The organism is Amycolatopsis sp. NPDC049159 (genome assembly GCF_040648295.1).
Taxonomy (GTDB): domain Bacteria; phylum Actinomycetota; class Actinomycetes; order Mycobacteriales; family Pseudonocardiaceae; genus Amycolatopsis; species Amycolatopsis pretoriensis_A.
In genome coordinates, this window is the sequence record NZ_JBEZDL010000015.1 from 1 (window position 1) to 26,327 (window position 26,327).

The 26,327-nt window shown below is 71.9% G+C and carries 31 protein-coding genes and 1 pseudogene; 9 read left to right on the plus strand and 23 right to left on the minus strand.

What is annotated here, in order from left to right; translation table 11 throughout:
- Positions 1–120: 120 nt before the first annotated feature.
- The 4 genes from AB0B33_RS26550 to AB0B33_RS26565 all read right to left on the minus strand — a co-directional run bounded on the left by AB0B33_RS26550 (position 121) and on the right by AB0B33_RS26565 (position 4,104).
- Complete coding sequence (locus AB0B33_RS26550) at positions 121–270, minus strand: hypothetical protein (protein WP_360776635.1); 150 nt, start codon at positions 268–270, stop codon at positions 121–123.
- 277 nt (positions 271–547) lie between these two features.
- Positions 548–1,873 (minus strand): tachylectin-related carbohydrate-binding protein, encoded by a 1,326-nt coding sequence (locus tag AB0B33_RS26555; protein WP_360776637.1) that lies wholly within the window; start codon positions 1,871–1,873, stop codon positions 548–550.
- A 67-nt stretch (positions 1,874–1,940) separates the two neighbouring features.
- On the minus strand, positions 1,941–3,254 hold the full coding sequence (locus tag AB0B33_RS26560) for a tachylectin-related carbohydrate-binding protein (RefSeq protein WP_360776639.1): 1,314 nt from the start codon (positions 3,252–3,254) through the stop codon (positions 1,941–1,943).
- A 142-nt stretch (positions 3,255–3,396) separates the two neighbouring features.
- Positions 3,397–4,104 (minus strand): TetR/AcrR family transcriptional regulator, encoded by a 708-nt coding sequence (locus AB0B33_RS26565; protein ID WP_360776641.1) that lies wholly within the window; start codon positions 4,102–4,104, stop codon positions 3,397–3,399.
- 105 nt (positions 4,105–4,209) lie between these two features.
- On the opposite strand from AB0B33_RS26565, the gene AB0B33_RS26570 reads away from it, so the two are divergent.
- The 4 genes from AB0B33_RS26570 (at position 4,210) to AB0B33_RS26585 (ending at position 6,457) form a co-directional block, all read left to right on the plus strand.
- Positions 4,210–4,908 (plus strand): sigma-70 family RNA polymerase sigma factor, encoded by a 699-nt coding sequence (locus tag AB0B33_RS26570; RefSeq protein WP_360776643.1) that lies wholly within the window; start codon positions 4,210–4,212, stop codon positions 4,906–4,908.
- On the plus strand, positions 4,905–5,102 hold the full coding sequence (locus tag AB0B33_RS26575) for a hypothetical protein (RefSeq protein WP_360776645.1): 198 nt from the start codon (positions 4,905–4,907) through the stop codon (positions 5,100–5,102). The genes AB0B33_RS26570 and AB0B33_RS26575 overlap by 4 nt, the downstream gene beginning before the upstream one ends.
- A 130-nt stretch (positions 5,103–5,232) precedes the next feature.
- Positions 5,233–6,042: a GGDEF domain-containing protein gene (locus AB0B33_RS26580; protein ID WP_360776647.1), complete on the plus strand. Its 810-nt coding sequence runs from the start codon at positions 5,233–5,235 to the stop codon at positions 6,040–6,042.
- Positions 6,043–6,241: 199 nt separating this feature from the next.
- The gene (locus AB0B33_RS26585; protein ID WP_360776649.1) at positions 6,242–6,457 is read left to right on the plus strand and encodes a hypothetical protein; all 216 of its coding nucleotides are present in this window, start codon (positions 6,242–6,244) and stop codon (positions 6,455–6,457) included.
- A 33-nt stretch (positions 6,458–6,490) separates the two neighbouring features.
- On the opposite strand, the gene AB0B33_RS26590 is transcribed toward AB0B33_RS26585, so the two are convergent.
- The 6 genes and pseudogenes from AB0B33_RS26590 to AB0B33_RS26615 all read right to left on the minus strand — a co-directional run bounded on the left by AB0B33_RS26590 (position 6,491) and on the right by AB0B33_RS26615 (position 10,769).
- Positions 6,491–7,699, minus strand: a complete 1,209-nt coding sequence (locus tag AB0B33_RS26590; RefSeq protein WP_360776651.1) for a DUF6596 domain-containing protein — start codon at positions 7,697–7,699, stop codon at positions 6,491–6,493.
- A complete protein-coding gene (locus tag AB0B33_RS26595) occupies positions 7,696–8,058 on the minus strand; it encodes a YciI family protein (protein ID WP_247022612.1) in 363 nt (120 codons plus the stop codon). Before AB0B33_RS26595 ends, AB0B33_RS26590 begins: the two co-directional genes overlap by 4 nt.
- A gap of 12 nt (positions 8,059–8,070) precedes the next feature.
- On the minus strand, positions 8,071–8,790 hold the full coding sequence (locus AB0B33_RS26600; RefSeq protein ID WP_247022613.1) for a dihydrofolate reductase family protein: 720 nt from the start codon (positions 8,788–8,790) through the stop codon (positions 8,071–8,073).
- Positions 8,791–8,900: 110 nt separating this feature from the next.
- Positions 8,901–9,146, minus strand: a pseudogene (locus AB0B33_RS26605) (antibiotic biosynthesis monooxygenase); the annotation flags it as partial.
- Positions 9,147–9,198: 52 nt separating this feature from the next.
- Positions 9,199–9,954, minus strand: a complete 756-nt coding sequence (locus tag AB0B33_RS26610) for an MBL fold metallo-hydrolase (RefSeq protein WP_360776653.1) — start codon at positions 9,952–9,954, stop codon at positions 9,199–9,201.
- A gap of 26 nt (positions 9,955–9,980) precedes the next feature.
- Complete coding sequence (locus AB0B33_RS26615) at positions 9,981–10,769, minus strand: alpha/beta hydrolase (RefSeq protein WP_360776655.1); 789 nt, start codon at positions 10,767–10,769, stop codon at positions 9,981–9,983.
- Positions 10,770–10,856: 87 nt separating this feature from the next.
- Here AB0B33_RS26615 and AB0B33_RS26620 point away from each other — a divergent pair, with 87 nt between their 5' ends.
- The gene (locus AB0B33_RS26620; protein ID WP_360776657.1) at positions 10,857–11,279 is read left to right on the plus strand and encodes a MarR family transcriptional regulator; all 423 of its coding nucleotides are present in this window, start codon (positions 10,857–10,859) and stop codon (positions 11,277–11,279) included.
- A 152-nt stretch (positions 11,280–11,431) separates the two neighbouring features.
- On the opposite strand, the gene AB0B33_RS26625 is transcribed toward AB0B33_RS26620, so the two are convergent.
- The 5 genes from AB0B33_RS26625 to AB0B33_RS26645 all read right to left on the minus strand — a co-directional run bounded on the left by AB0B33_RS26625 (position 11,432) and on the right by AB0B33_RS26645 (position 14,844).
- Positions 11,432–12,604 carry an MFS transporter gene (locus AB0B33_RS26625; protein WP_360776659.1) on the minus strand — a complete coding sequence of 391 codons (1,173 nt, stop codon included), beginning with the start codon at positions 12,602–12,604 and terminating at the stop codon, positions 11,432–11,434.
- Positions 12,605–12,613: 9 nt separating this feature from the next.
- Positions 12,614–13,159 carry a Chromate resistance protein ChrB gene (locus AB0B33_RS26630; RefSeq protein ID WP_360776661.1) on the minus strand — a complete coding sequence of 182 codons (546 nt, stop codon included), beginning with the start codon at positions 13,157–13,159 and terminating at the stop codon, positions 12,614–12,616.
- Between the two features lie 87 nt (positions 13,160–13,246).
- Positions 13,247–13,747, minus strand: a complete 501-nt coding sequence (locus AB0B33_RS26635; protein ID WP_360776663.1) for a roadblock/LC7 domain-containing protein — start codon at positions 13,745–13,747, stop codon at positions 13,247–13,249.
- Positions 13,744–14,112: a hypothetical protein gene (locus tag AB0B33_RS26640; RefSeq protein ID WP_247022624.1), complete on the minus strand. Its 369-nt coding sequence runs from the start codon at positions 14,110–14,112 to the stop codon at positions 13,744–13,746. Before AB0B33_RS26640 ends, AB0B33_RS26635 begins: the two co-directional genes overlap by 4 nt.
- A gap of 198 nt (positions 14,113–14,310) precedes the next feature.
- The gene (locus AB0B33_RS26645; RefSeq protein WP_360776665.1) at positions 14,311–14,844 is read right to left on the minus strand and encodes a YbhB/YbcL family Raf kinase inhibitor-like protein; all 534 of its coding nucleotides are present in this window, start codon (positions 14,842–14,844) and stop codon (positions 14,311–14,313) included.
- A gap of 87 nt (positions 14,845–14,931) precedes the next feature.
- Here AB0B33_RS26645 and AB0B33_RS26650 point away from each other — a divergent pair, with 87 nt between their 5' ends.
- The 3 genes from AB0B33_RS26650 to AB0B33_RS26660 all read left to right on the plus strand — a co-directional run bounded on the left by AB0B33_RS26650 (position 14,932) and on the right by AB0B33_RS26660 (position 17,518).
- A complete protein-coding gene (locus tag AB0B33_RS26650) occupies positions 14,932–15,564 on the plus strand; it encodes a GntR family transcriptional regulator (protein WP_360776983.1) in 633 nt (210 codons plus the stop codon).
- Positions 15,565–15,911: 347 nt separating this feature from the next.
- Positions 15,912–16,640: a D-Ala-D-Ala carboxypeptidase family metallohydrolase gene (locus AB0B33_RS26655; protein WP_247022628.1), complete on the plus strand. Its 729-nt coding sequence runs from the start codon at positions 15,912–15,914 to the stop codon at positions 16,638–16,640.
- A 113-nt stretch (positions 16,641–16,753) separates the two neighbouring features.
- The gene (locus AB0B33_RS26660) at positions 16,754–17,518 is read left to right on the plus strand and encodes an RHS repeat-associated core domain-containing protein (RefSeq protein ID WP_360776667.1); all 765 of its coding nucleotides are present in this window, start codon (positions 16,754–16,756) and stop codon (positions 17,516–17,518) included.
- 54 nt (positions 17,519–17,572) lie between these two features.
- Here the strand turns inward: AB0B33_RS26660 and AB0B33_RS26665 are convergent, their stop codons facing one another.
- Together AB0B33_RS26665 and AB0B33_RS26670 are read right to left on the minus strand one after the other, a co-directional pair.
- A complete protein-coding gene (locus tag AB0B33_RS26665; RefSeq protein WP_247022630.1) occupies positions 17,573–17,986 on the minus strand; it encodes a nitroreductase/quinone reductase family protein in 414 nt (137 codons plus the stop codon).
- A gap of 154 nt (positions 17,987–18,140) precedes the next feature.
- Positions 18,141–18,296, minus strand: coding sequence for a hypothetical protein (locus tag AB0B33_RS26670; RefSeq protein WP_247022631.1), 156 nt, complete (start codon positions 18,294–18,296; stop codon positions 18,141–18,143).
- A gap of 248 nt (positions 18,297–18,544) precedes the next feature.
- Between AB0B33_RS26670 and AB0B33_RS26675 the strand changes: the two genes are divergently transcribed.
- Complete coding sequence (locus tag AB0B33_RS26675) at positions 18,545–19,153, plus strand: hypothetical protein (RefSeq protein WP_360776670.1); 609 nt, start codon at positions 18,545–18,547, stop codon at positions 19,151–19,153.
- Here AB0B33_RS26675 and AB0B33_RS26680 read toward each other — a convergent pair.
- From AB0B33_RS26680 to AB0B33_RS26705, 6 genes are all read right to left on the minus strand, one after another.
- Positions 19,120–20,382, minus strand: coding sequence for an acyl-CoA desaturase (locus AB0B33_RS26680; protein ID WP_360776671.1), 1,263 nt, complete (start codon positions 20,380–20,382; stop codon positions 19,120–19,122). The genes AB0B33_RS26675 and AB0B33_RS26680 overlap by 34 nt on opposite strands.
- A 15-nt stretch (positions 20,383–20,397) precedes the next feature.
- Positions 20,398–21,495, minus strand: a complete 1,098-nt coding sequence (locus AB0B33_RS26685) for a ferredoxin reductase (RefSeq protein WP_360776673.1) — start codon at positions 21,493–21,495, stop codon at positions 20,398–20,400.
- A gap of 107 nt (positions 21,496–21,602) precedes the next feature.
- Positions 21,603–22,451 carry a hypothetical protein gene (locus AB0B33_RS26690; protein WP_360776675.1) on the minus strand — a complete coding sequence of 283 codons (849 nt, stop codon included), beginning with the start codon at positions 22,449–22,451 and terminating at the stop codon, positions 21,603–21,605.
- Positions 22,452–22,529: 78 nt separating this feature from the next.
- The gene (locus AB0B33_RS26695; RefSeq protein WP_247022635.1) at positions 22,530–22,889 is read right to left on the minus strand and encodes a peptidase inhibitor family I36 protein; all 360 of its coding nucleotides are present in this window, start codon (positions 22,887–22,889) and stop codon (positions 22,530–22,532) included.
- 209 nt (positions 22,890–23,098) lie between these two features.
- Complete coding sequence (locus AB0B33_RS26700; protein ID WP_360776677.1) at positions 23,099–24,838, minus strand: hypothetical protein; 1,740 nt, start codon at positions 24,836–24,838, stop codon at positions 23,099–23,101.
- Positions 24,839–24,955: 117 nt separating this feature from the next.
- Positions 24,956–26,239: a type VII secretion protein EccE gene (locus AB0B33_RS26705; RefSeq protein WP_360776679.1), complete on the minus strand. Its 1,284-nt coding sequence runs from the start codon at positions 26,237–26,239 to the stop codon at positions 24,956–24,958.
- Between the last annotated feature and the right edge of the window lie 88 nt (positions 26,240–26,327).

Below are 26,327 nucleotides of genomic sequence, written 5' to 3' on the forward strand. Positions count from 1 at the left end.
CTACTCGCTATGACAAGTTGGCCATCGTCTATCGATCAGCGGTCGTCCTGCACGCCGTGATCACCTGGACCAAAGCATTGTCAGACACGGCCTAGCTGTCCCGCCCGGACGCCGGCCGGCTCAGTAGCACCCCGGCTCGCCCTGGGTCCAGATCCACACGCACTTCGGCTGCGGCTTGCCCGTCGCGGACGCCTCCGGCGCCACCACCGCACCGAACGCCAGCACCGTCAGCGCCGCCGCGACCACTCCGGTCACCATTCTCTTGATCATGTCGTCCTCCCCGCGAAAGCGATCTCTCTGCTACGTGACAAGTTAGGCGGCGATGTCTTATGCCGGGAGAGCAAGTCCGGCCACTGTCCGGATCCGGTCACGCGGGGCGCGGCGGGTGCGGACGGTGGCCGGTCGGTGGCTCCTCCGCCGGCTCCGGGCTCCCCACCCAGTGCAGGTTGTCCGGTTCGGGCCACCAGCCCGGCGGGGCGGGACGGGCGCCGCCCGTCTCGCCCCACCAGCGTGGTGCCGGTTCGTCTGCCATGCCGGAAGCGCTCGGCTAGGCGCCGAACGGCTGGGCCGACAGCAGCGTCTGCGTCCAGCCCTTCGTGTCGACCGGGTCGGTGCCGAACCCCTGGATGTCCGAGCCGTCGAAGTCGAACGGGTTGTGGTCGTGGTAGCGGTACAGCGCGCCGTCGCGGGTCTGGCCGTAGTACAGGCCGTAGCCCGGGGACACGATCTGGTCGAACGTGCTCCAGCGGTCCGCCAGCGTCGTGCCGGTCCAGGTGTTGTCGGCCGCGATGTGGTACGAGCGCAGGACGCCGGTCGTGCTGATGCCGATGAGCCAGTCGTCGCCGGTGGCGGCGATGGTGCGCATGGTGAACCCGGTGCCGATCACGGCCCGCTGGCCGATCTGGTTGCTCGCGGGCTTGGGCCGGGAAACCACGTAGGACATCAGGGTGCTGCCGGCGATGCCGTAGAGGTGGCCGTGGCCGTCGTAGGTCAGCATGTCGTGCGTCCAGCCGCTGCCGAGCGCGACGGGCGTGCCGAGCTGCAGCGAGTTGTTGTTCGTGATGACGTCGACGCGGTAGAGCACGCCGGCCGGCGAGGTCGCGAGCACGGTGTTGAAGTTCAGCGTGGCCAGCGCCTTGGGCGTGAACCCGAGGTTGTCGCTCGAGACGAGGGTCTTGGTGCGGTCGCCGGTCTGGGAGTTGATGGTGCTGTAGGTCAGCCGCCCGTCGGACAGCGCGCCGTAGACCGACACCGTGGTCGCGGCCGGGCTGCTCAGCTCGTCGACGATGCGCTGCGCGTCCGCGGCCTGCGGCTGGTAGCGGTCGGGGAAGGCGGAGCGCTGGACCCGCTGGCAGACGTCGCCGATCGCGGCCGTGCGCCAGCTGCCGTTCGGGTAGAAGCCTTCCATCACGTCGAGGAACGCGTTGGTGGCCCAGGCCGGGTTGAGCCGCTGCGACTCGGTGCCCCAGGAGTCGAGCTGCTGGAACAGGCCGAGGCTGCTGTGGTCGACCTTCTCGCTGATGTTCTCGACCAGTGATTCGACGATCGTGGTGGTGATCGCGATGACGGCGGCGCGCTCGTCCAGCCCGCGTGCCTGCACGGCGTCGATGACCGCACGGGCGCAGGACACCCGGTACGGCGTCATGTGGCCTTTCAGCGCGCCGGTCAGGACGCTGTTGAGCCGGGTGGCCGACGCGGTGTCGGCGGCGGTCGGGCCGCCGGTGACGCAGGCCGCCGTCGCGTAGGCCGCCAGCTGCTGCATCCGGACGGCCATGGCGTCGGACTCGGTGGTGGCGCTCGCGGCGGTGGCGCCCGCGGTCAGGATGGACAGTGCGGCGAGGCCCGCCGCGATCGCTCTCGTGCTGAGGCGCATCGGAACTCCAGGGTCGGTGGGGCGGTGCCGCGGCCGAGGCCGCGGCACCGCCGGTGAAGGGGGAAGGTCAGGCGCCGGGCGGGGAGACGTAGCCGGAGATCAGCTGCTCCTGCAGGCCGGAACGCGCGGTGTCGGGGTCGATCACCCGGCGCGTCACCTTGTCGCTGACGTTGCCGCCGACGACGGTGAGCGTGCCGTCGGGGTGCACCGCGGTGATCACGTCGACGTGCCCGCCCGTGGTGCCGTTCGGCGGGCCGTAGATGACCCAGTCACCGATCTTCGGGCTGCCGTGCGAGCTGCCGGTCCGCGACTTGAACAGGCCGTGGTCGACACCCCACGAGCCGAGGCCGCGGGCCACCCACGTGCCGCGCGGTACGTCCGCGACGCCGGCCGCCGCCCACGTCCAGGTGGCGAACATCGCGCACCAGTCGTTCGCGCCGTGGTTGCAGCCGTCGTTGTACTTGTCGCAGTTCGCTTCGGTGGTGCCGACCTCACCGGTGGCGAGCGAGGCGATCTTCGAGCGCAGCGGCTTGACCGGGGTGCTGCTGGTGCAGCCGGCCGGGTCGGCCGAGAGCAGGTACTGCGTCCAGCCGCGCGAGGCGACCGGGTCGTTCAGGTGGTAGGCGATGTCCGTGCCGGACCCGTCGGTGGGGTCGTCGTCCTCGTACCAGTACATGGCGCCGTCGGGGTTCTTGCCGTAGTACAGGCCGCCGCCGGGGGAGACGAGGTTTTCGAAGCTCTGCCAGCCGGCGTCGTCGAGCTGCCCGCGGGTGTAGGTGGTGCCGGTCGGCGAAACGGCGTAGCTGATCAGTTGCCCGTCGGACGCGGTCGCGATGAGCCGGTCGTCCCCGGCCGCCGAAAGCGTCTTGAGCGCGAAGCCGCCGCTGCCGATCTCACGGCGCTGCCCGATCTGGTTCACGCCGGGCTTGGGCGCGGAAACGAGGTACTGCAGCAAAGAACCGGCGGAGGTCGTGCCGTAGAGGTGCCCGTGACCGTCGTAGGACAGCAGGTTGTGGGTCCAGCCGTGCTGGAGGTCGATCGGGTCGTCGAAGGTGAGGCTGCCGCTGTTGGTTACGACGTCGACGCGGTAGAGGACACCGGTCGTCGAGGTCACGAGCAGCGTGTTGAAGTTCAGCGTGGCCAACGCTTTCGCGGTGAACCCGAGCGCTTTCGAGGAGACGACGACGTGCGTGATGTTGCCGTTGTCCGGGTCGATCGTGGTGTAGCTGAGGCGGCCGTCGGGCAGGACGCCGTAGACCGAGACCCCACCGGCGCACGACGCGGCGGCGGAGGCGGGAGCGGCGGTCACCGCGGCCGTGGTGAGACCGCTCACCAGCACGAGGAACGCCAGCGCAGCGGCGCGAACTCTGGTTCGGAACATGGGAAAACCCCTCGTAGAAAGGAAGATTGGCGTCGGCCGCGGCCCCGGGAAAGGCGGCTCGACGCGGCAGAGCTTATGAGGGGTTCCGGTGGCAGCGCATGAGCGAATGCGGCCATTGTCCGCATGCGGACACCGGCGTCGCTCAGTCCGCGGGGTGCGCCGACGGGCGTTGTCGCGGCGGCGGTGGGGGCAGCGGCAGGTTCGGGTCGACCTCGATGCCCGCCGCGCGGAGCGAGTCGTCGAGGATGTGCCAGATCCAGCGGGTGAGCAGGTCCGCGAGCTGCGTCTTCGTGATGCCTTCCGGGGCTTCGAGCCACTGCGCGGTGCAGGAATCGACGAGACCGACGACGCCGAAGGACAGGACGCCGGCGATGCGCGTGTCGAGCTGGAACAGCGTCAGGTAGTACTCGAACACCTGGCTGAGCTGGCGCGCGATCACGGTCTTGACGTCGGCGATGGCGTCTTCGCCCTCGCGGCGCCCGGTCTGGGCGTGCAGGATCAGGTAGCGGTACAGGTTTCCGTGGTCGGCCAGCCAGCCGGTGTGGGCGTCGACCGCGGCCGCGATCATTTCCCTGGCGCTGCCCTGGGGTTCCCAAACGGGTTGCAGCGAAGCGGTGATCTCCTCGGCGGCCCGGTCGGCGACGGCCCGCGTCAGGTCGGCCGCGTCGTCGAACTGGCGGTACAGCTGCGGGCGGGCCACGCCGGCGGCCTCGGCGATGTGGGCCGCCGACACGTACGGGCCGTGTTCCTCGATCGCCCGCAGCGCGGCCTCGACGAACTCGCGGCGCCGGCGTTCGCGCTGCCCGGTCCAGCGCGCCGCGCGACCGTCGCCCGCTCGGGAAGACCTCACTTCGAGGAGCGTACCGGGCCGCAGTTAGGGGCTACGCCGTTGTAACTGTTACTTTGTGCGCCATCGAATTACCGAGAGTGCCGAATGGCTGAATCGGAGTGTGCGATGGGCGAGGCCGGCCACGAGGACCTGCCGCCGGATCGGCAGCTGCTCGCCGACTTCCGCGCCGGGAAGCCCGGCGCGGGCGACCGGCTCTTCCGGCGCCACGCGGCGGCGTTGCGCCGGGTCGCGGCGGGCTGGGGCAGACCGCCCGCGGACCGGGACGAACTGGTGGCCCAGGCGTTCACGGGCGTCCTGGCCGTGATCCGCGCCGGCGGCGGGCCGAAGGACCACCTCCACCCGTACGCGGTCGCGACGATGCGCGACCTCGCCGCTCGCTGGAGCCGGGAACGGGCCGAGCCGGCAGGCGCGGCCGGAGCCCGGCCCGGCGACCTGGTCCGGTCCGCTTTCCCCACGCTGCCGGTACGCTGGCGGGTCGTGCTGTGGAGCATCGTGGCCGAAGGCCGCACCCCGGCCGACCTGGCGCCGGTCATGGGCCTCTCGCCGAACGGCGTCGCCGAGCTGGCCGGCCGCGCCCGCGCGGGGCTGCGGCAGGCCTACCGCGAAGCCCGGCAACTCCCCGTACCCCGGACGCCCGCTTGCCAGGAAGCCCTGCGCCAGCTGGAGATCTGGCTGCGCGGTGGGCGGCACGACGGCTGCGCCACGACGGTCGCGGCGCACGTCGCCGCGTGCGCGTCCTGCCGGCGAGCCGGCTGCGAAGAGCTCTTAGAGGTGTCTTTCCCCGCGCGACAGGAACTCCGATGAGCCAAGCGGAAACCACCGACTCGAGCGCGGTGCCGTTGCCGGCCACGCCCATCTTCGACTCGATCGTCGCCGAGGTCGGCCTGCGGTGGGTGGACACCGCGCCGGCGACGGCCGACGTCGCCCCGGTCGAAGGGGACAGCGACCCGGGCGAGCGGGGCCGCCACTCGACCGGGTGGTTCAGCGTCGAGGAATGACCACTCCACCGGTCCGAAGCTGACCTCACCCCGCGCGGGTTACCTCATCCGGCGGATCTTTCGCGCTCCTTGCGTCACGGGCGGCGACCGGCGCCGTCGAATTCCCGAGACCAGCGGGAAGGCGTGCGCAGTGGCCGATCGAGACCACGTCGACGAGATCGACGGAGCCGTCAGGAATCTCCGCGCCCGCTGGCGGATCGCGAGCATCACCAGCGGCTGGCGGTTCCCCAGCGACTGGGCGGTCCCCGAGGTGGACGCGGTGTGCGGCGCGGCACTCTTCCGCGGGGACCTGGCCGGCGCGCTGCGGAACCTGGGCCGCTCGCGCGCGTGGACCGGCGCGGGGCTGGACGAGACGTTGTACGACGTCGCCGCGTTGCACGCCGTGCTGGACCGCGACTCCGACGCCGACGGGCTGGTCTCCGCCGATCCGCACGCGGCGCCGTTCGCCATGCTCCGCGCCGTCGCGGTGGGCTGGGCCGATCTCACCGGCGACGTGCCCGACCGCGGGGCGACCGAGTCGTTCAGCGGCCTGGCGACGGAAGGCTACCTGCGGGTGCGGCTGGGGGAGGTCTACCGGCGCGTCACGCGGATCGACCCCGGCGCGGGGGAGTGGCCCGTGCTGCTCGCGGTCAGCGTCGATCTGTCCACGGTGGACGGCTGGTCCCGCCCGATGGCGATGGTCCTGGTCGCCGACGTCCTCCGCCGCGTCTTCGACAGCGGGGAAACCACCGCTTCGCTCGGCTGCTCGACCGCCGTCGTCCTCGCCGACCGGGAAACCGCGGTGGCGCACCGGATCACGAGCGCGCGCCGCCAGATCGCCGATCGGCTGCGCGGTGATCCACAGCTGGTCACCGCGGCGCACCCGGAGGTCCGGGTGCACCGCCTGCCCGACACGCTGCCCGCGGCACACGACCTGCTGCACCGGATCGCCGGCCGCTGAGACCGCGTTCCCCCGGGCGGGGGATGCGGTCGAAACGGCCCGGTGGCACGTCGTTTCGCTTGCACGGCAGGGATTTCCGGGCGCGAGGTGCCTGCGCGGCGCTCCGGTGCGCAGTGCTAGAGTCGCCGGGCCCGGGAGGTGGCACTCCCGTCGGCCAGGGGGGAACCTGTCTTTCGCTGTTGACCTAAGGATTGCCGGAATGGAAGAACGGGCTGCGCTCCAGGCGGCCTCCCGTCGTCGCATCGCGAACGTCAGCCGCAGCTTGGCGGACGCGCGGCTGGCGGCCGACGACGACGTGGTCCGGGTGCACGCGGCGCGGTTGGAGCACGCCTTCGACCTCGCGCTGCGGTCCACCTTGGACGAAGGGCTGCCGAAGCTGGGGCGTGACGTGATTCCCCGGCCCCGCAAGCTGTAGCCGCGCCGGAATGTCCACTTTGTACGGCTGCGCTCACCCCAGCCGGGCGGCGCGGGTCAGCAGGTGGCGCCGCTCGGGCTCGCTGGTGGTGCGCCGGGCCGCTTCCTGGTAACCGGCGCGCGCCGCGCCGGGGTCGCCGGCCAGCTCCAGCAGGTGGGCCCGGACGGACACGAGGTGGTGGGAGGCGCCGAGGCGCTCGTCGGCCGAAAGGGCGTCGAGCAGGGCCAGCCCGGCCGCCGGTCCGTGCACCTCGGCCACCGCCACCGCCCGGTTGAGCGTCACCGTCGGGTTGGGTGCCACGTGCTCCAGAACCGTGTACAGGGCCAGGATCTGCCGCCAATCCGTGTCGCCGGCGGTCGCGGCTTCGTCGTGGACGGCGGCGATGGCGGCTTGCAGCTGGTACGGGCCGACCGGGCCCTCCGCCAGGGCGCCGGTCACCAGCGCCACGCCCTCGGCGATGGCGACGGCGTCCCAGCGCGTCCGGTCCTGTTCGCTCAGCGGCACCAGCGATCCGTCCGCGGCCGTGCGGGCTTCGCGGCGGGCGTCGGTCAGCAGCAACAGTGCCAGCAGCCCGGTCACCTCGCCGTCGCCGGGGACCAGCCGGTGCAGCTCGCGGGCCAGCCGGATGGCTTCGGCCGTCAGCTCGGCCCGCACCAGCCGCGTTCCCGACGTCGCCGTGTACCCCTCGTTGAAGACGAGGTAGACGACGTGGAGCACGACGCCGAGCCGCGCCGCCTGCTCGGCCGGCGGCGGCAGCGCGAAAACCGCCCCGGCGGCCTTGATGCGCTGCTTCGCCCGGCTGATGCGCTGCGCCATGGTCGCCTCGGGCACGAGGAACGCGCGGGCGATCTCGGCGGTCGACAGGCCGCCGACGGCCCGCAGGGTCAGCGCGATCTGCGACGGCGGCGTCAGCGCCGGGTGGCAGCACAGGAACAGCAGCGTGAGGGTGTCGTCGGGGTACGCCTCGCCGCCGTCGGGCGGGGCCGGCGTGCGGATCGCGTCGGCCTCCTCCCGGCGGCGGCGGGCGGCGTCGCTGCGCACCTGGTCGGCGAGGCGCCGCGACGCCACCGTCACCAGCCAGGCCCGGGGGTTCTCCGGCCACCCCTCGACCGGCCACTGGGTGCTGGCCGCCACCAGCGCCTCCTGGACGGCGTCCTCGCACGCGTCGAAGAGGCCGTAGCGGCGCACCAGCACCCCGAGCACCTCCGGGACCAGCCGCCGGACGGCCTGCCAGCCGGTCACGGTTCGACGTTCGCCTCGTGCATGAGCGGCCGGACCTCGACACCCCAGTAGCGCGCCGACGGGCTGCGCGCCGCGATCTCGAGCGCCCGGTCCAGGTTGTCGCAGTCGATGATCGAGAAGCTGCCCAGGAACTCCTTGGCCTCGGCGTAGGGGCCGTCGGTCACCACCGGTGTCCCGCCGGTGACCCGGACCATCTTGGTGTTCACCTCGTCGGCGACGCCGTACGCGCCGATCAGCTCACCCGACTCGAACAGCTCCTGGTTGAGGGCGTCGGTCTCGCGGATGAGCTCCGCGAGCGTCTCCGCGCCCACCGAGGTGAAGGCTTCCTCGTTGCCGTAGATCAGCAGCATGAACTTCATCGCTCGCTCCTCTCAGCCCCGGCCCGGCCCGACGAGTTCGCCGCCGGCACCGCGGTCGTCCAGCACCAGTTTCGACCGCCCGGCGACGGTATAGCGGATGTGCGTCACGCCGGGCGCGTCGACGACCCGGGCCGGGACCAGCTCGATGCCGTCGTCCGCCCCGAGCCCGAGCCCGGCGTCGAACAGGCGCTGGCCGTCGCCCAGCAGCACGGGGGCGATGTGCAGCTCGAGCTGGTCGAGCAGCCCGGCGGCGAGCACCTGCCGCAGGAGCTCCCCGCCACCGGCGACCGCCACGTCCTTGGCGCCGGCGGCGGCTTTGGCCAGCTCGACGGCCCGCTCGAGCCCGTCGGTGACGAAGGTGAAGGACGTCCCGCCCCGGCGTTCGAGCACCTCCCGCGGCCGGTGGGTGACGACGAAGACCGGCGCCTGGAACGGCGGCTCCTCGCCCCAGGGGACTTCGCCGGCGTCGAACATGCGCCGTCCCATGACGTAGGCACCGGCCGCGGCGAAGGTCTCCGCGACGATTTCGGAGTCGACCGACTGCTCGCCGCCGGCGAAGCCCTGCCGCTCCCGCCAGGCCATGGCGTCGACGGCCCAGCGGGTGACGCGGAAGAAGCCGGGCGCTTCCGGGCCGCCCATCCAGCCGCTCATGTCGCCGGGATCCCGCGGGTCGCGCGGTCCGGTGTAGAAGCCGTCGAGGGACACCGACATCTGGGCGGTCACCTTGGTCATCGTTCGCACCTCTCGTGGGGGCGGCCCGGTTCGGCCGCCGCTGCCCCACAGTCGGAGCCGCCGGCCGGTTCTCGACATGCGCCGCGGAAAAATTTCGCGCGGCCGCGAAATCAGGATGCGGGCAGCTCGACGAGCTGGGTCAACGCACCGGCGTCGGCCGTGCTGTGGCGGGCCGGCTCGGTGAAGAACCGTGCCACGTGGGCGGTCGCGAGGTGGGTCCGGAAGTCGTCGGTGTCGGCGTAGATCTCGTAGAGGTGGAACGCGGCGGGGTCCGCGGCGTCGCGGTAGGACCGGAACTCCCGGCAGCCGGGCTCGCGCCGCACCGCCGCGGTGAGCGTCGTGATCGCGGCGGCGAGGTCGTCCTCGTGACACCGGCGATCTCGGGCATGAACCGCCGGTCGCCGGTGGTCACGGGACCACGACCGGGGTGCCGGGCAGGGCCAGGCGGACGTCGACCTCCGGGGCGATCCGCGCGACGGCGTCGGCGTAGTGCCGCGGGTCCCGGTCGCCCTTGGTGATCATCCGGTCGCCCAGCCGGCCGCTGTGGAAGGAGTAGTGGTGCGGGACGGCCACGGCCGGCTTCAGCGCGGCCGTCAGCCCGGCCGCCTCCTCGGCGTCCATGACCACCTGCCGCAGGTTCATGGGGCGGATGCACAGGCCGTTCGTCGGCAGGATCGCCAGGTCGACGGGGCCGAACCGGTCCGGGATCGTGTCCAGCTCCGGCACGCGCAGCGAGTCGCCGCCGAAGAAGACCGTGCGGCCGCCCGCTTGGAGGACGAACGTGACTTCGTGGACGCCGTGCTTGCCGGGCGTCGCCGTCACGGTCAGGTCGCCGACCGTCGCGGCTTCCCACGCCTCGACGGTGCGGACGTCGCGGAAACCCTTGTCCCGCGCGATCGCCGCGACGGTGCCGGGCCCGACCAGCGGGGTGGCGAGGTCGAAGCCGCCGGCGACCAGTCCGTCGAGGTCGCAGTGGTCGTAGTGCTCGTGGCTGACCACCACGGCGTCGACGCGGCCCAGCGCCTCGACGGTCGAGGCGACCGGTTCGCCCTGGTAGTAGGTCGCGGTCTGGGTGAACCACGGGTCGGTCAGCACGCGGATGCCGCCGAACTCGATCAGCTGGCAGGCGTGCCCGATCCGGGTCACGCGCAACGGGGTGCTCATGGTGGTTCTCCTTGCGAGGTGGGTGGTCAGTGGTTGCCGAGGTCGAGCAGCGCGCCGAGCAGTTCTTCCGGCGTCTCGACCTGCGGCAGGTGGCCGGTGCGGGGGAGCAGGGTGAACACCGACATCGGGATCGCGGCGGCGTAGGCCTTCCCGTACTCGGGGTCGACGATGCCGTCGCTTTCGCCCCAGATGACGTGCACGGGGAGCTCGATCTCCCCGAGCCGCGCGGCGAGCGCCGGGTCCGTCATCGCCGGGCCGGCGTACCCGACCAGCGCGCGCACGTCGGGGCTCGGTCCGGTGCCACCGCCGCTCGGCGGCACCGGGGCCTTGCTCGGGTCGTGGAAGGAATGCGCCCGGATCTCCGCCGGGGCGAGGCCGCTGATGTCGGTCAGCGGGTGGCCCTCGACCTCGATGCCGATCGCGTCGATGATCACCGCGCCACTGACCCGGGGGCTCTTCAGCAGGGCGATTTCGGCGGCCAGCCAGCCGCCGAAGGAGTTGCCGATCACCGTGACGTCGGTGAGGCCGAGCTCGTCGAGCAGCGAGACGTACATCCGGGCCAGCGCGGTGACGTCGGTGAGGCCGTCGGCCTTGGGGGTGCCGCTGAAGCCGGGGTGGGTGGGCAGCAGCACGCGGGAGTGGGTGCGTTCGGCGAGCAGATCGGCGAAGCCGGTCATCGTCGCGACGCCGCCACCGCCGTGCAGCAGCAGGTACGGACGGGTGCGGTCACGGTCCTGGAGGGTCACTTCGCCCAGGTCGAGCGCGTGGGTTTCGGTGCGGGCGGGCCGGAGCGAACCGGCGGCGGGGAGCGTCATGGTTCTCCTTGGTCTGGGCTACCTAAGGAAGCTTATATAAGGTTCCTTAGATAAGCAAGCTGGCCTCGGCTGAATTAGGGTGAGCGCATGAAGTACCGACCCGGTGACGTCTCCCTGGCCGTCAAGCGCCTGCAGTACCGCCACCACCGCGCGTTGAGCCGGGCATTGGCGCCGCTGGGGCTCTCGCTGGTGCAGTGGGACACGCTCCGCCACCTGCACGCCCGGCCGGACGCGTCACTGCACGACCTGGCGGTGCTGACGTTCCAGACCGACCAGTCGTTCGGCTCGCTGGCCACGCGGATGGCGGAGCGCGGCTTGATCGAGCGCGTCCCAGGGCCCGGGCGGGCGGTGCGGCACCGGCTCACGGCGGAGGGTGCGCGGTTGCGAGCCGAGGGGCAGGAGCTCGTGGACGCCGTGGCCGAGGCGTCGTTCCGGGAGTTCTCGCCCGAGGAGCTCGACCAGCTGGGCGATCTGCTGGGCCGCGCGCTGGGCCCCGACCCGACGGCCTAAGTGGCCCCCGGCGCGATCTGCCGGGGCCTGAACCGAGGGGTCGAGTCTCGAACCGTGAGGCTTACGTCCAGCGCGACCGGGCGGCGCGGGCGGCGAACAGCAGGTGCGTTGGTCAAGTCGACGGAGATCTCGCTGACGTCCGGCCGGCCCGGTCAGTCCTTTCGTGCGCCCACCACGGCCAAGCCGGCGAGGAGCAGGATCGCGGCGAGGCCGAGGAAACCGGCGTCCAGGGTGACCGCGGTGGCGATCGAGCCCACCAAGAGCGGGCCGCCGGCGTCGCCGAGTTCGCGGCCGACCTCGGCGGCGCCCATGGTCTGGCCGAGCCGCTCGGGGGGCGTGCGCGCGGCCAGGTGCGCGAAGCCGAGCGGCGTCGCCACGCCCACGCCGGCGCCGACGGCCACCGCCGCCACCAGCACCCCGGCGACGCCGGGAACCGCCGCGGCCACAGCCATCCCGGCCGCGGCCGCGGTGAGGCCGGTGGCCATGCCGACGCCGTCACGCAGTCGTCCCGCGTCCCGGGCGCGGCCCGCCCACGGCTGCACCAGCGCCGAGCACAGCGCCAGCAGCGACACGGCGGTGCCGGTGAGCAGCGGGGTCAGCCCGGCGGCGGCACCCGTGACCGGCAAGAAGCCCACGCCGACCGCCAGCGCCGCGGTCGTGGCCGCGAGTGTCGCGGTCGGCCGGAGGAACGAAGGCGCCCCGAGCCGGCGGGCCAGGTCCAGCACGGTCTGGCGGGCGCGCGGCAGCGGGGGAGCGGCCGGCACGCTCAGTGCCGCCCAGCCGGTGACGGCGAGGGCGAGGACGGCGAGAGTCCCGAACAGCAACGAGAACCCACCGAGGGTGATCAGGACGCCACCGAGCAGCGGGCCGGCGGTGTAGCCGACGCTCTTCCACGCGCCGTACCCGCCGAAGGCCCGGCCTTGCCGCTTGGCCGGGGACAAGCGGGCGACGAGCGCACCGGCGGCGGGGGAGAACGCGGCGGCGGCCGCGCCCTGGCCGAGCCGGGCCAGTCCGACCGCGGCCGGGTTCCCGGCGAGGACGAACGCGGCCGACGCGGCGGCGAACGCGAGCAGCCCGCCCAGCAGCACCGGGCGGGGCCCGATCCGGTCGGCCAGCGAGCCGAACACCGGCTTGAGGACCACCTCGGCACCGTCGTAGACGGCCAGCAGCAACCCCAGCGTCAGCAGGGAAGCGTGCTCGCCACCGGTGTAGGCGCCGAGGCTCGCGGCGATGCTGTGCGCACCGAACGCCGTCACGAACCCCGCGGCGTACAGCGGCCGCAACGCGGTCGAGGCGTTCCGGGGTGCGGTGGTCGGCTCAGCCACGGGGTCGGCTCACATCTGGTGCAGGGCTTGGAAGACGAGCTCGGTGTACTCGGCGAGCCGGTCGGCGCAGTGCTTGAGCCGCAGCTCGGCCGGCGCGGCCGACGGCGCGCCGAAGACGTCGCGGACCTTCAGGTCCCGGTACCACCGCCGGAGCCGCTCGAGGCTCTGTTCCTCCTCTTCCAGCTCGGCCATGGTGAACTTTCCGACGCGGATCTCCTTGTCGATCTCGGCGTCGAACTTGCCGCAGTCGGCCAGGAACTCCCGCCACTCGTCCTCGCGCTCGGCGGTGAACAGCTGCTCCAGCCGCGTGCCGTCGCGCTCGCTGCGCCCGGCCGCGTCGAGCACCACGACCTCGCCCTCGCCGCGCTCGGCGAGCTCGACCACGCGGCGGACGCCCGCGGCGAACGCGGTCACGTCCGGCACGGCCCACGTGCCCTGCCCGAGCGACAGCGCCCCGATCCGGCGCAGCTCCCGCCACACCGCGACCCGGTGCCGCGAAGGTGCCGCCGGCACCTTCACCACCAGTACCTGCCACTGGCCCGGCGGATCCGTCACGAGACGAAATGTATCACGTGTTACATCGACCGAGGTGCGGCGAACGGACCCCGGCGGGGTGGGGAGAGGCGCCTCCCCACCCCGCCGTCACTCCGCGGGAGGCCAGATCGCCGGTGTCGGGGTGGTTTGCCGCAGCAGCGTCAGCGCTTGCTTGGCGGCGAGGGTGAACAGCCCCATGGTGATGTCCGGCTCGCCGAACACGACGAGCAGGAGCGAGCCCTCGACGGGGAACACGCAGACGTACCCGGAACTGCCTTCGAACATCGCGCAGCGGGCGTCGCCGATCCGGGCCTGGGCGGTGAACTGCGCCGCGAGGCCCGCGGCCGCCGCCGACATGGCGGCGACGCTGTCGGCCTCGACGCCGGTGGTGTCGTCGGCCAGCACCAGGCCGTCGTGGGTGGCGACCAGCAGGCCGGCCACCTGGTCGACCTGGTCGCGGATCCGGCGCAGGGCCGCGAGCGTGCGGGCCGCGTCCGGGGGTGGGGTTCGGGCCGCCGGCTCCGGTGGCGGGCCGCTGTCGGCGGCCGGCGGGGTGCGGACCGGCAGCGGTGCCGGGGTGTGCTGGTGGTGGGTGTCGGCAGCTCTCATACGGACAGGCTGGCTTCGATGCGCTTGAGGCTGTGGCGGGCGAGCGCGAGGTTCGCCCGTTCACGGTCCAGGACGAGGTAGAGGAACAACGTGGAGTTGCCCCGGGCCGTCAGGGGCCGGATCACGTGGTACTGGCGGTGCAGCGTGATGAGGATGTCTTCGATGCTGTCGTCGAGCCCGAGGGAAGCCATCACCCGCAGTTTCGCGCGGACGACCTCGGTGTTGCCCGCCGCCGCGATGTCCAGGTCGAGCCAGTCGCCGCCACCGAGCGAACCGAGGGACATTCCGCTGTCGTAGTCGACGAGGGTGGCGCCGACGGCGCCGGGAATGTTCATCGCTTCTTTCAGCGCGAGGTCGATCGTCATGAAAAAGACCCTCCAGTGGGTGATTGCGCAGGCATGTGACCGTATGTGTCCGCGACGGGGATGAGTACGACCGTTCGGAGCAATTTTCGTAAGTGTTGATTCCGGTGAACAGTTCGCCTGCGCAAGTACTTTGTCCGGCATTTATTTTCACGACGACACGACCGGCGCTGAAAATGCAATTTGCATTCGGCAAACGGCTCAGGCGGGTGTTTCGGCGGTGGCGGTCAGGACCGCGCGGCCGAGGATGTGGCCCGCCACGGTGAAGCCGAGGACGGCCGGGGTGGCGTCGGCCGGGACACCGATCGAGTCGACGTCGAGGGCGTGCACCACGACGAAGTAGCGGTGCGGTCCGTGCCCGGCGGGCGGTGCGGCACCCAGGTAGCGCGGCACGCGGGCGTCGTTGGGCAGCTGGAACGCGCCCTCCGGCAAGCCGGCGCCGATGTCGTCGCCGGCACCCTCGGGCAGCTCCGTCACGGCGGCGGGGATGTCGGCGACCGCCCAGTGCCAGAAGCCGGAGCCGGTGGGGGCGTCGGGGTCGTAGACGGTGACGGCGTAGCTCTTCGTGCCCTCCGGTGCGCCGCTCCAGGACAGCTGCGGCGAGAGGTCCTGGCCGCCGGGGACGCCTGAGGAGAACTGCGCACGCGGCCAGGCGGCACCGTCGGCGACGGTGGTGCTGGTGACGGAGAAGGCGGCGGCTTCGGGGAGCCGGGCGAACGGGTCGTTGAGGGTCATCCGAGGTCCTTCCGAGTGGAATGTCATCGACGATAGCACAGATAATCGATTATCGTTCGCAACATCTACACTGCGGGCATGGGTCAGATGCTGTCGGAGCAGGTCTACGCGCACCTGCGGGACGCGATCATGCGCGGGGACTACGCCCCCGGCGAGGCGCTCAAGCCCCAGGACCTCGCCCGGGACCAGGGCGTGAGCCTGGCCGTCGTGCGCGAGGCGCTCGTGCGGGTGGTCGGCGAGGGCCTGGCCGACCGGCTGCCGAACCGCGGCTTCGCCGTTCCGGCTGTTTCCGACCGGCGCTGGCAGGAGATCACCGAGGCGCGCCGGACCGTCGAGCCGGTCGTGCTGCGCCTGTCCATCGAACGCGGCGACGTGGATTGGGAGGCCCGCGTGCGGGCCGCGCACCACCGCCTGGCCCGCACGGAGCCGTACGCGCCGGGCGAGGGCGAGCACTACAGCGGTGCCTGGTCCGAAGCCCACCGGGCCTTCCATCGCACCCTGCTGGAAGGGTGCGGCAACGCCGCCCTGCTCGAGACCTTCGACCGGATGTGGGCCGCGAGCGAGCTGGCCCGCCGCTGGTCCGCCCGCCGCGCGCCGGACCGCGACGCCCTCGGCGAGCACCGCGGCCTGGAAGAAGCGGCCCTGAACCGCGACGCCGACACCGCGGCCGAGCTGCTCGTCCGGCACCTCACCTTGACCGCGGTCGCGCTGGAGAGCTGACCGGGAATTCATTTCGGCCGGGTATTCGGGTGCCCGAGGTAATTTGGTCGTGCAGTCGCGAGTCCGGTCGACTTCGGAAGAGCCGGAAAATCATTTTGCGCCGGCCGGAGGTGTTCGTTTCGCGCGTGTTCGTCACGGACGGCCCTCACGCCGGAACACGAGATGCAGGTCGGGCAGGCGGTCCAGCGATCCGGTTCGCCGTCGGCTGCCGGGCCGCGATCACCCACGTGTGGTGCGAACACCCCACAGCGCGGTGCTCGCCGCCGCATTACCGTGCTGGGCAGTGAATCGCAGACCAGCTGCGAGGTCTCGGCTCTCACCTCCCTCGCCCGAAAGGTGTTCCTGCCATGCGCGTTCGGTTCCTCCTGCCCATCCTCGCCCTGGCGGCCGTCTTCGTGGCCACTCCGGTTTCCGCCGCTCCGGCCCAAGCGGCCGACGCCTGCTACTCCTGGGGACGCACGCTCGCGCAAGGGGCGTCCGGCGACGACGTCCGGCAACTGCAGATCCGGGTCTCCGGCTACCCGGGCTACGGCGGCGTCCTCGCCCTCGACGGCCAGTTCGGTCCGGGGACGAAAGCCGCGGTCACGCGGTTCCAGCAGGCGTACGGGCTCGGCGCGGACGGCATCGCCGGGCCGGCGACGTTCGCGAAGATCTACCAGCTGCAGGACGACGACTGCACGCCGGTCAACTTCACCTACGCCGAACTGAACCGGTGCAACTCGACCTGGTCGGGCGGCAACGTGCCCGCGGCGACGGCGAAGGCCAACGCCCTCGTCTCGATGTGGAAGCTGCAGGCGATGCGGCACGCCATGGGCGACCGCCCGATCGTCGTCAACGGCGGCTTCCGCAGCGTGGCCTGCAACAACGCGGTCGGCGGCGCGGCGGCGAGCCGCCACCTCTACGGTGACGCGGTCGACCTCGGCGCGGGCGCGCAGGGCTTCTGCGCCTTGGCGCAGCAGGCTCGCAACCACGGCTTCAGCGAGATCCTCGGCCCGGGCTACCCGGGCCACAGCGACCACACCCACGTGGCGCACCGCTCGACCCGCTTCTGGTCGGCGTCCTCCTGCGGGATCTGACGCACCCCGCCCCGGGGGCGCACTCGGGCACGCTCGGTGTCCGGGCAGACCTGATCCCCGGGGGCACCGGGTGCGGTCCGTCGGCTGCTGTCAGCTTCGGGTTGGTTGCGCCCGTGAAGGATTCGACGACGGTCTGGGAGTGGCTGCCGGGCGAGGTCGAACCGGTCGCCCGCCTGGTCAGCTCCGCCGGCGAAGAGCAGTTCCACGCGGTCGTCGCCGACGTCGTCGGCAGCCCGGCCGAGCTGGTGGACGAGGACGGCCGATCGCTGTGGGGCGTCGGGCAGTCCGGCGGGGACGGGAGGCCGCTGCGCTTCCCGGGCCAGTACTTCGACGCCGAGACCGGCCTGCACTACAACCTGCACCGCTACTACGAACCGGAGACCGGCCGCTACCTCTCGCCCGACCCGCTCGGCCTCGGCGGCGGGCTCAACCAGCACGGCTACGTGGCGAACCCGACCGGCTGGCTGGACCCGGCCGGGCTGGCGGGCGGCAAGTGCAAGGGCGGCAAGGCGAACAACCCGACCCTGAACACCAACGTCACCAACTGGGGCAAGAAGGGGCAGCCGGTCTTCAACGGCAACGCCAACGTCCCGGTCACGCGGATCAACGACAAGCGGTTCGTCGGGATGCTGGAGAACCTCGCCAAGGGCCGCGGCGAGGAGGCGCGCCGAGCCCAGGAACTGCTGCGGCAGATGCAGGAGAAAGGCTGGCAGCAGACCGCGGGCATCCACAAGGGCGGCCTCGGCGGCGCAGCCGGCGGCGCCGACCCGCGGCCGCACATCACGGTCAACGTGGGCAAGAAGGGCTACCACGTCCACGTCGGCGAGAGCCACGGCAAGCTGTTCGGCCAGGACATCACGCCCGACCCGTTCCGCTAGCGGGGCCCGGGCTTCCCGCGCCGAAACGTCGCCGGCGGGGAAGCCCGGACGCGCTCAGCGCCGGACGAGCTCGACGACCGGGATGAGCCGGTCGACGTTGGCCTGGTATTCGCCGAACTGCGGGCGCTTCTCGACGTTCTTGGCGTAGATCTCGTCCCGCTCGGGACCGGTGATCTCGGTCGCCCGGACGGGGAAGGTCTCGTCGCCGAGTTCGACGGTCACGTCGGGGTGGGCCATCAAGTTGTAGTACCAGCCCGGGTTTTCCGGCAGGCCGGCCTTGCTGGCGAAGACGAACAGGCGCTCACCCTCGGCGTAGACCGCCAGCGGGGAGATGCGCTCGGTGCCGGACTTGGCCCCGAAGTGGTGCACCAGGATGAGGCTCTCACCGGCGAACCCACCGCTGAGCTCACCGCCGTTGGCGCGGTACTCGTCGATGACTTTGGCGTTGATCTCGTCGAAATCGGGCATGCCCGCCATGGTATCGGCTGACGACGGTCCGTGTTCGCCGCTCGCGGCCGGACGCGGCCCAAACGGCACGCTCGAAGTAGCCGGGCGGGCGTCCACTGGGGACGGTGCCGGCCCTCGCGGGGCGAGGGCCGGCCGTCGTGCTCGGCTCGCCGGCTCAGAACCAGTGCGCGCGGCCGCCGACCTTGCGACCGGTCCCGCCGAGGATCGCCAAGGCCACGCCCGCGACCGCGAGCACGATGCCGATCGTGTACAGCACCGGGATGCCGATGACGAAGCCGAGGATGATCAGGATGACGCCGAGGATGATCACGGTGGAACTGCTCCTTCTTCCGAGAGGCCGGCACCCGGGGTTGGCGCCGGCTCGACCCGCGCCGGGGATGCCCGCGGAACGGGCTTCCCAAACATGTGTTCTCACTCGAAAGAATGGCGCGCGTCACTCAGCCCGCGCTGACCACCGACGACTGCGCCCCGGGCAAGCGCCACATCGAGGTTTTCTCAGTAGGGACGGGTGCGGGTGCGTGTTGCCCCCATGTGATCTCCTAGGGTGCCACCCTCGATGTGGCACGTGAACTGGCCCTGTTCGTCGACGGCGTGCTGCAAGCCGAACGCCAGGACCGCGGCACCCGCCGCAACCGACGAGCGTTGACCCCCTGCTACCAGGCAGTGCTGATCCTGCGCTGGTTCCGTGACGCCACCCCCGTGCACCGGCCCGCCACCGACAACGCCATCAGCGTCGCCACCGCCTACCGCTACCTGCACGAAGGCGTCACCGCCTTGGCAGCACAAGCTCCCGACCTGCACCAGATCCTCACCGCCCGCCGCCGCGCCGGCGACACCCACCTGATCCTCGACGGCACCTTGATACCCGCCGACCGGATCGCGGCGACCATGATCAAAACCAAAGGCAAGAACCGGGGAGACACCGTGCACCTGTGGTACTCCGGCAAGCACCGCGCCTTCGGCGCCATCACCCAGGCCACCTCGTGCTCACCCACCATGAACACCAACACCGCTACTGAGAAAACCTCAATGTGGCGTTGGTTGCGCTGGACGCACCCAACGCCACATTGGGGCGCTCGGCCCGACCTTCGGACAACCGCCGTGCGGCACCAGACACCCTCCGGACCAGGCCCTTACGCCGCGCGGGCCACCTCGTCGCCGCGGTAGGGGCCGGGCTTCGGGCGGGGCTTCCCGCCGGGCAGGGCCAGCCGGAGGATCGTCCGGTGGACCGTGCCGAGCTGGCGGGACAGCGGGCCCGTGTTGTACGGCAGGCCGTAGCGGCGGCAGATGTCCCGGACCCGCGGCGCGATCTCCGAGTAGCGGCTGCTGGGCATGTCCGGGAACAGGTGGTGCTCGACCTGGTAGCCGAGGTTGCCGCTCATCAGGTGGAACAGCGGGGAGCCGGTGATGTTCGCCGCGCCGACGAGCTGGCGGACGTACCAGCCGCCGCGGGTTTCGTCGCGGACCTCGTCCTGGCCGAACGTGTACGTCTGGTCGGGGAAGTGGCCGCAGAAGATGATCGAATGCGCCCACAGGTTGCGGATGATGTTCGCGGTGAAGTCCGCCCAGAACGTCGCGGCGAACGTGCCGCCGCCTTCCTTGCGGACGGCGGCGAGCTGGGCCCGCACGGCGCCCCGGAAACCGCGGCCGCGGGCCCGGTCCGCGAGCACCCGGCGCCGTGACCGGGGTTCGGGCCGCACGAGCCGTCCCACGGCGGTCGCGGCGAGCGCGCTCACCAGCGGCCAGCCGACGTAGTCCTTGAGGATCTGGTCGCGGGCCTTGCCCGAGATGCCCTTGATGTCGTGCCACACGTCCTTCAGTGGCTTCTCACCGGCGCGGATCGCTTCGACGTCGAGGTCGTGGACTGCCACGCCCCACTCGAAGAACGCCATCAGCAGCAGGTTGTAGAACGGCTGCGCCAGGTACGCCGGGTGCCACTTCTGGTGCGGGTCGATGCGCATGATCTCGTAGCCGAGATCCTTGTCCTTGCCGCGGATGTTCGTGTACGTGTGGTGGATGTAGTTGTGCGAGTGCTTCCACGCTGCCGCGGTCGACGCCGTGTCCCAGTCCCATGTGGACGAATGGATGTACGGGTCGTTCATCCAGTCCCACTGGCCGTGCAGGACGTTGTGCCCGATCTCCATGTTCTCCAGGATCTTCGCGACGGCCAGGCAGCCGGTGCCCGCCGCCCAGGCCGCTTTGGACCGGGAGCCGAGCAGCAGGGCGCGGCCGGCGACGGCGATCTGCCGGTGCAGCCGGATCACGCCCTTGATGTACCGGCGGTCGCGTTCGCCGAGGTCGGCGCGCACCTGGTCGTGGATGGCGTCGAACTCGCGGGCGAGTTCGTCGAGCTGGTCCGCGCTCAGGTGGGCGAACGGGTGGGTTGTCGAGGACATGGGTTCCCTTCTCGCTCAGAGTTCGACCGTGACCCGGCCTTCGGCACCGTGCACGCAGGTGCGCACGATCTCGTTGTGCTTCTCGCTGACGACGTTCGTGCGCAGGTCGCGGATGCGGCCCTCCCGGATCGGCAGGACGCACGTGTGGCACACCCCGACCCGGCAGCCGAAGGGCATGTCGACGCCCGCTTCCTCGCCGGCGACGAGGATCGGGGTGCCGGGCGGGCAGTCGGCGTCGAGGTTGCGGTGGGCGAAGCGCACCGACCCGCCGGCTCCCTCGGCACCTTCGCCACCGACGATCGGCTGGAACCGTTCGTGGTGCAGCCGCTCGACGTCGCCGTGGCGCTTCCAGTGCGCCTGCAGCGCGTCGAGGAGTTCGCCGGGGCCGCAGGCGTAGCACTCCCGCTCGCGCCAGTCCGGGCACAGGGTGTCCAGCTCGGCCGGGGCGAACCGCCCGTCCCGGCCGGTGACGCGCAGTTCGAGCCGGAAGCCGTCGTGCTCCTTCTCGAGCGCCTCCAGTTCTTCGCCGAAGATGACGCCGGTCGCGTCCCGTGCCGAATGGACGTGCACGACGTCGCGCAGCCCCGGGCCCGGCGCCAGGTGCCGCAGCATGCTCATGACCGGCGTGATGCCGCTGCCGGCCGTGACGAACAGCAGGCCGCGGTCGAGCCGCTCGGGCAGCGTGAACGCCCCTTCGACCTCGCCCAGCCGCACGAGCTCACCGGGCCGGGCCCGCTCGACCAGGTACGGCGAGACGACCCCGCCGTCGACCTTCTTGGGCGTGATCGAGATGAGCCCGTCCGCGCGGTCCGGGCTCGACGTCAGCGAGTACGCGCGCCAGTGGTGCACGCCGTCGATCACCACACCCAGCCGCACGTACTGGCCGGGCCGGTGCCCGACCCAGTCGTAGCCCGGCCGGATCAGCACGGTGGCCGCGCCGCCCCGTTCGGGCTCGACCCGCTCGACGAGCCCGCGCAGCTCCCGGGTCGACCACAGGGGGTTGATCAGTTCGAGGTAGTCGTCCGGCCGCAGGGGCGTGAAGAGCCACCGCAGCGCGCGCAACGCCCGGCGCCGCAGCGGCGACGCCGGGGGACGCATCCCCACTTCGGCCATCACGCACCACCCCGGGCGGGGGCTTCACCGGACAAGTCGAAGGTGACCATGCCGATTGAGTGTACAGGCGTGCACTCAACTCGCAGGCTGAACGTCCCGGCGGTGGGCTACGGGCGCGCCAAGACGGCCTTCGCGGCAGTGAGCTCCTGGTCCAGCTTCGTGCGGATCCCGGTGAAGTAGCTCGAGTGCTGCGCCACCGCCGCGGTCTGGAACCGCACTTCGGCGGCGTGCCAGGTGTCGACGAGCGCGCTCTTGTCCTTGCAGGTGACGTCGGCCGCCGCGGTCGTGGTCTCCGGCTTCGACGGACCGGCGGACCCGTCCGCCGACCACTTCGGGTCCGCCATCGCCGCGAGCGGGTCGGGGTAGTCGAGCCCGGCCTGGTGCATGCACGTGCGCCAGGAGTCCAGCGCCGCCGCGACCGGCGGCTGCTTGAGGGTGTCGTACAGCGACGAACGGCCGGTCTGCACCAGCAGGGCCTGGTCGGCGTTGCCGTCGGCGCCGAGGGCCTTGGCCGCCTGGGGCCCGCACCCGTTCTCGCCGAACGCGGCTTCCTTCGCGCCGTCGCTCAGGGTGCGGTCCTGTTCGTCGTAGGCGCGCTCGAGGCTCACCGGGGTCAGCAGGCCGGCCGGCACGTGGTAGCCGAACTCGGCGATCTTCGCTTCCACGACGCCGTACCGGCGGCGGTTGCGCAGGTCCGGCGCGTCGGCGGGGCGGTGGATCGGCTGCCACGCGTACCCCTTGACGCGCAGGCAGTCGGCGATCAGCACGTCTTCGGCGTCGGAGATCGTGTACAGCTCGGCGTCGGAGAACGAGTACGCGTCCAACGGCAACCGGAGCGCCTTGACCTGCTCGGTGGGCGCGAGCGGGTCGGTGGTCCGCGGGACCCCGGCGGGCGCGGGGGCACCGCAGCCCGCGAGGACGAGGGTGACGCAGACGAGCAAGGGCAACCGCGGCATCGGGATTTCCTGTTCTGCCGGAATTCAGCGGTCGGCGGGGTGGCCGGCGCACGGCCGGCCACCCCTTTGTGGTGCCGGTCAGATGCGTTTGAGCGAACTGGCCTTGTTCGAGAAGCCGTTGTTCCCGAAGTCCGAGTCGTAGGAGAACGCTTGCGCGGTGTAGGTGAGCGCGCCGCCGCAGCCGGGGAGGTCCCACAGCCGCACCTGGTGGTTGCGGTAGTTCCGCATGGAGTTGGCGTTGTTGGTGATCCCCGCCCCGAGGTTGGTGCAGGTCGTGGTCGGGGCGTACCGGTACTCGCCGTCGTGGTAGTCGTGCGTCTGGTACAGGCAGAACGTGCTGGCGGGGCAGTCGGCGAACGCGGGCCCCGCGGTGGCGAGGCCCACGAGCACCGGCTGGATGCCCACGATCAACGCGGCCGCGACGATTTTCCGTCTCATTTCGGTTCTCCATCTGTTCGGACTGGTTGTCGAGCGCTCTTCGGCGTTCCTCCATTTCGTTGCTGCGCCCCACCAGATTCGCTGCGGAAAACCACGTTGTTACTCGTCTCACCCATTTGGCCCGAGTGAATGTTTCGGCCGGAATACCTGGGTTGCTGCTGGGAAAAGCACCGACTTCGGCGACGACGTGGCGATTCCCGCGTGCGCGGTCACTTCCTCCGGCGGCCTGGGAGCAACGCGACCGCCGCCGCCAGGAGGGCCGCGCCCAGGAACAAGCCGATCGCCCAGGCGATCTTGCCCGGATTCCCCTCGAAGCTGTAGTTCAGTCCCTCGAAGGCCACCTGGAGGATGCCGATCACCGCCACCGCGCCGAGCAGCTTGTTGCGCAGGCTGTCGGCCCGCTGCTGGCGTGCCGTGCGCAGGTCGTCGACCGCGGTCTCCATGCGTTCCACGTCCCGGACAACGGCCGCCCAGTACTGCTCGCGCTGGTGGATCCCGCGCCCGGCTTCGATCGCTTCGTAGAACGCGCTTTCCGTGCTGTAGCGCAGGATGTTGAAGTAGCGGTGCCGGTGCACCTCTTCGAACGTGGTCAGCCGGAATTCGCGGAACCGGTTGAACGTCTCGTCGCTGTGGGCGCTGGGGCGTCCCCGGCCGGGAACGCGGACCCCGAGCAGGTCGACTCGCTCGAGGTGCTCGATGAGGCCGCGGACCTGCTCCTCGTAGCGACGGACCAGGTCCTCGTTGTGGAGCGTCATCAGGTGGACCAGGAACAGGTACGGGCACGTCCCGATCCAGCCGCGCCCGGCGCTGAGGCTGCGTGACCGGTCGACGACCTCGTAGACCGCGGTGGGGGAGACGTACAGCGTCAGGCTCCCCGGGTCGTCTTCGGTATCCGGCAGCGGGTAGACCGGTTCGGTGCCGTCCAGGACCTCGGCGACGTCCTGGCGGAGGAAGTCGATCACGTTCTGGAAGTAGCCCGACAGGAAGTAGCGGGCCAGGTCGTCGGCGTCGCACCGGTCGAGCACGCACTGGTCGTAGACGAGGAACCCGTCGTCCGCCCCGGTCGGCTCGACCGCGTCGAGCCCGGCCGGCCGGTCGCGGTGGTCGGGGCGCAGGAGGTGGAAGAAGTAGGCGTCTTCGAGCACCGAGACGCAGACGGGCTGCCAGTTCGCGACCGGCCCGCCGGGGGTGTCGCCGTCCAGCAGCGCGTGCGCCAGCCCGGTGCCTTCGACGGCTTTCGCCGGCGCGGAGGACGACGTGGTCAGGATCCGCTTGAACAGGTCGGCGACGTCGATGGTGAAGCGGTGCCGGATGTAGCCGGACAAGGACCGCTCGACGCGCCGCGGGTCGTACTGCGACGTCGTGATGACGGAACCGGCGTCGAGTTCCTGCGTGGTGGGGACCAGTTCGGTCGGAAAGAGCACCTTCTGCAGCACGGAGAGCGCGTAGTAGTCCGCCGCCGTGTGCCGGTAGGGGATTTCGAAGGAGAGGTGGTAGGACAGCGACAGGTTCGAGTGCGCCACCCAGAAGGCGCGGCAGTGGACACCCTCGAACCGCGCGGGCCGGTCGAACTCCGCACACAGGTCGCTGCCCTCGGTGGACCACGCGATCCGGCTGGGTACGCCGATGTCGATCGAGTCGCTCAGCGCCGGGCGGTGGTCCCGGCGCGGGTGCGGGCTGCCGGACTGGATGAGGAAGTCGTCGACGAACAGGCCCCTCTTGCGGTCGGCGATGTCGTCGAACATCGGCTCGACGGCGCGCGACAGGCCGCTGTTGTGCGGCTGGGACCGCAGCACGTCGAACAGCTTCTTGTCCCAGCGCAGGGCGGACGTCTGCGTCTCCAGCGCCGACCGCAGGCGCTCGTGCCGGATCAGGAACGAGGTGGTGAGGTGCAGCTTCCCGGCGTGCCGTCGAAGCTCGTCGCGTGCGTGCTCGGCTGACTGGTTCACAGGCCCCCTCGTCGGGTTCCGGGTCCGCCGGCGGACGGCACCCTCCGGGGGTGAGGTCGTTCCGGAGCCCGCGCCGGTTTCGCCCCGCCGTAACGGTTCGGCCACGATGGCCGGAGGTCACGGACCGGCGAGGCCGATCGGCACTGTCGCCGCCACCCCCTGGGCGTGGCGGCCGTCGAGGCGGTCCACCGACAGTGCCCACTCACCCGCCAACCGGGTCAGCTCCGCGGCCGCGTGGTCCAGCTCCGCGGTGCTCGCCGCCGCGAGGCGGAGGGTGGCTTCGGTGCGGGTGGGTGCCGTCGCGGTCGGGCGGTGGGCGGTGACGGCCACCGTGACCGCCGCGCGCGGGAGCTTCGCCGGCAGCCAGCGCAGCAGCTGGGGCGCCACCCCGGGCGGTAGCTCCGCCCAGCCGCCGAGCCGGAACGTCGCCTGCGCGATCTTGCCGCTGTGCCAGTACCGCCAGTCCTCGCGCACCTGCCCGCGGCCCGCGTTGACGTGCGCGAGCGAGGCCAGCGTGCCCAGCAGCTCCGGTTCGGTCAGGCCGTGGGCGGGCAGCCCGTCCCGGCGGAGCCGGCGCTGCACCCGCCGCACGGCGTTGCCGAGCGCTCGCTGGACGTCGGTGTCGTGCTGGACGTCGACCGTGCGCAGCGCCTGCAGTGCCAGCCACACCCTCGGCGGACGGTCCCGCGGGATCCCCGCGTGGTGGACGACCTGCGCCGCGACCGCCTCGGTCTGTTCGTGCGGCGGGGGGAGCAAGGTCTCCGGAGACGGCATCGCCGGGTCCCGCCCGGCCGTTTTCGGTTGCAGTACCACGGTGATCCCGGCCGCGCGGCTGAGCAGGAAGCCGGTGTCGCCGGTGGTCCCGGTCGCTTCGGGCGAGAGCAGCCGCAGCAGCTCGCGACCCGCCTCGGCCGGGCCGCGCAGGTCGCGGGTCCGGTTCCGCAGCAGGTAGTCCGAGCCCACCACCAGCCACGCGGACAGCCAGCGGCCGTGCACGCGGACCGTCGTCAGGGCCACGACCACCGCCGCCGGGATCGCCACGGCGACGAGCACCGGCCACGGCCGGGTCGCGGCCAGCACCAGCGCGACCAGGACGACCTGCCCGCAGACGATCCGCGCGGCGCCGAGCGCGCGCGGCCGTCCGGTGGGGCGGTGGTGCGCCGGCGGGGGAGTCCGCGGCGGGCTCGGCGGCGCCACGGGCGCCGGGACGCGCGCCGGGGACGACGGCTGCCGTGCCGCGGACAACGCGGCGAGCGCGGCCTCTCGTGCCGCCGCGCGGGAAGCCGCGTCCGCGCCGGCCGTCGCGCCGAACGCGGCCGGCCGGGTGGCCGCGGGGTGCGCGGGCGGTGGCGCGGGCGCGCCGCGGTACCCGTTCGCCCGAGCCGCGCCGGAATCCGTCATCGTGCCCCTCCTCCTGCCGGTCCGGGGGCCAGGTTCCCCGGTGGAGCTGAGGTTTCGATGACATCGGTGCGGGTCACGGCGTTTCATC

Bases quoted from the DNA above. Each gene is read 5' to 3' on its own strand.
- AB0B33_RS26550 (WP_360776635.1), bottom strand. From the start codon at position 270: ATGATCAAGAGAATGGTGACCGGAGTGGTCGCGGCGGCGCTGACGGTG.
- AB0B33_RS26585 (WP_360776649.1), top strand. From the start codon at position 6,242: ATGGAAGAACGGGCTGCGCTCCAGGCGGCCTCCCGTCGTCGCATCGCG.
- AB0B33_RS26570 (WP_360776643.1), top strand. From the start codon at position 4,210: ATGGGCGAGGCCGGCCACGAGGACCTGCCGCCGGATCGGCAGCTGCTC.
- AB0B33_RS26680 (WP_360776671.1), bottom strand. From the start codon at position 20,382: ATGTCCTCGACAACCCACCCGTTCGCCCACCTGAGCGCGGACCAGCTC.
- AB0B33_RS26695 (WP_247022635.1), bottom strand. From the start codon at position 22,889: ATGAGACGGAAAATCGTCGCGGCCGCGTTGATCGTGGGCATCCAGCCG.
- AB0B33_RS26600 (WP_247022613.1), bottom strand. From the start codon at position 8,790: ATGACCAAGGTGACCGCCCAGATGTCGGTGTCCCTCGACGGCTTCTAC.
- AB0B33_RS26595 (WP_247022612.1), bottom strand. From the start codon at position 8,058: ATGAAGTTCATGCTGCTGATCTACGGCAACGAGGAAGCCTTCACCTCG.
- AB0B33_RS26555 (WP_360776637.1), bottom strand. From the start codon at position 1,873: ATGCGCCTCAGCACGAGAGCGATCGCGGCGGGCCTCGCCGCACTGTCC.
- AB0B33_RS26560 (WP_360776639.1), bottom strand. From the start codon at position 3,254: ATGTTCCGAACCAGAGTTCGCGCCGCTGCGCTGGCGTTCCTCGTGCTG.
- AB0B33_RS26705 (WP_360776679.1), bottom strand. From the start codon at position 26,239: ATGACGGATTCCGGCGCGGCTCGGGCGAACGGGTACCGCGGCGCGCCC.
- AB0B33_RS26650 (WP_360776983.1), top strand. From the start codon at position 14,932: ATGCTGTCGGAGCAGGTCTACGCGCACCTGCGGGACGCGATCATGCGC.
- AB0B33_RS26665 (WP_247022630.1), bottom strand. From the start codon at position 17,986: ATGCCCGATTTCGACGAGATCAACGCCAAAGTCATCGACGAGTACCGC.
- AB0B33_RS26620 (WP_360776657.1), top strand. From the start codon at position 10,857: ATGAAGTACCGACCCGGTGACGTCTCCCTGGCCGTCAAGCGCCTGCAG.
- AB0B33_RS26615 (WP_360776655.1), bottom strand. From the start codon at position 10,769: ATGACGCTCCCCGCCGCCGGTTCGCTCCGGCCCGCCCGCACCGAAACC.
- AB0B33_RS26610 (WP_360776653.1), bottom strand. From the start codon at position 9,954: ATGAGCACCCCGTTGCGCGTGACCCGGATCGGGCACGCCTGCCAGCTG.
- AB0B33_RS26655 (WP_247022628.1), top strand. From the start codon at position 15,912: ATGCGCGTTCGGTTCCTCCTGCCCATCCTCGCCCTGGCGGCCGTCTTC.
- AB0B33_RS26635 (WP_360776663.1), bottom strand. From the start codon at position 13,747: ATGAGAGCTGCCGACACCCACCACCAGCACACCCCGGCACCGCTGCCG.
- AB0B33_RS26645 (WP_360776665.1), bottom strand. From the start codon at position 14,844: ATGACCCTCAACGACCCGTTCGCCCGGCTCCCCGAAGCCGCCGCCTTC.
- AB0B33_RS26685 (WP_360776673.1), bottom strand. From the start codon at position 21,495: ATGGCCGAAGTGGGGATGCGTCCCCCGGCGTCGCCGCTGCGGCGCCGG.
- AB0B33_RS26690 (WP_360776675.1), bottom strand. From the start codon at position 22,451: ATGCCGCGGTTGCCCTTGCTCGTCTGCGTCACCCTCGTCCTCGCGGGC.
- AB0B33_RS26575 (WP_360776645.1), top strand. From the start codon at position 4,905: ATGAGCCAAGCGGAAACCACCGACTCGAGCGCGGTGCCGTTGCCGGCC.
- AB0B33_RS26640 (WP_247022624.1), bottom strand. From the start codon at position 14,112: ATGACGATCGACCTCGCGCTGAAAGAAGCGATGAACATTCCCGGCGCC.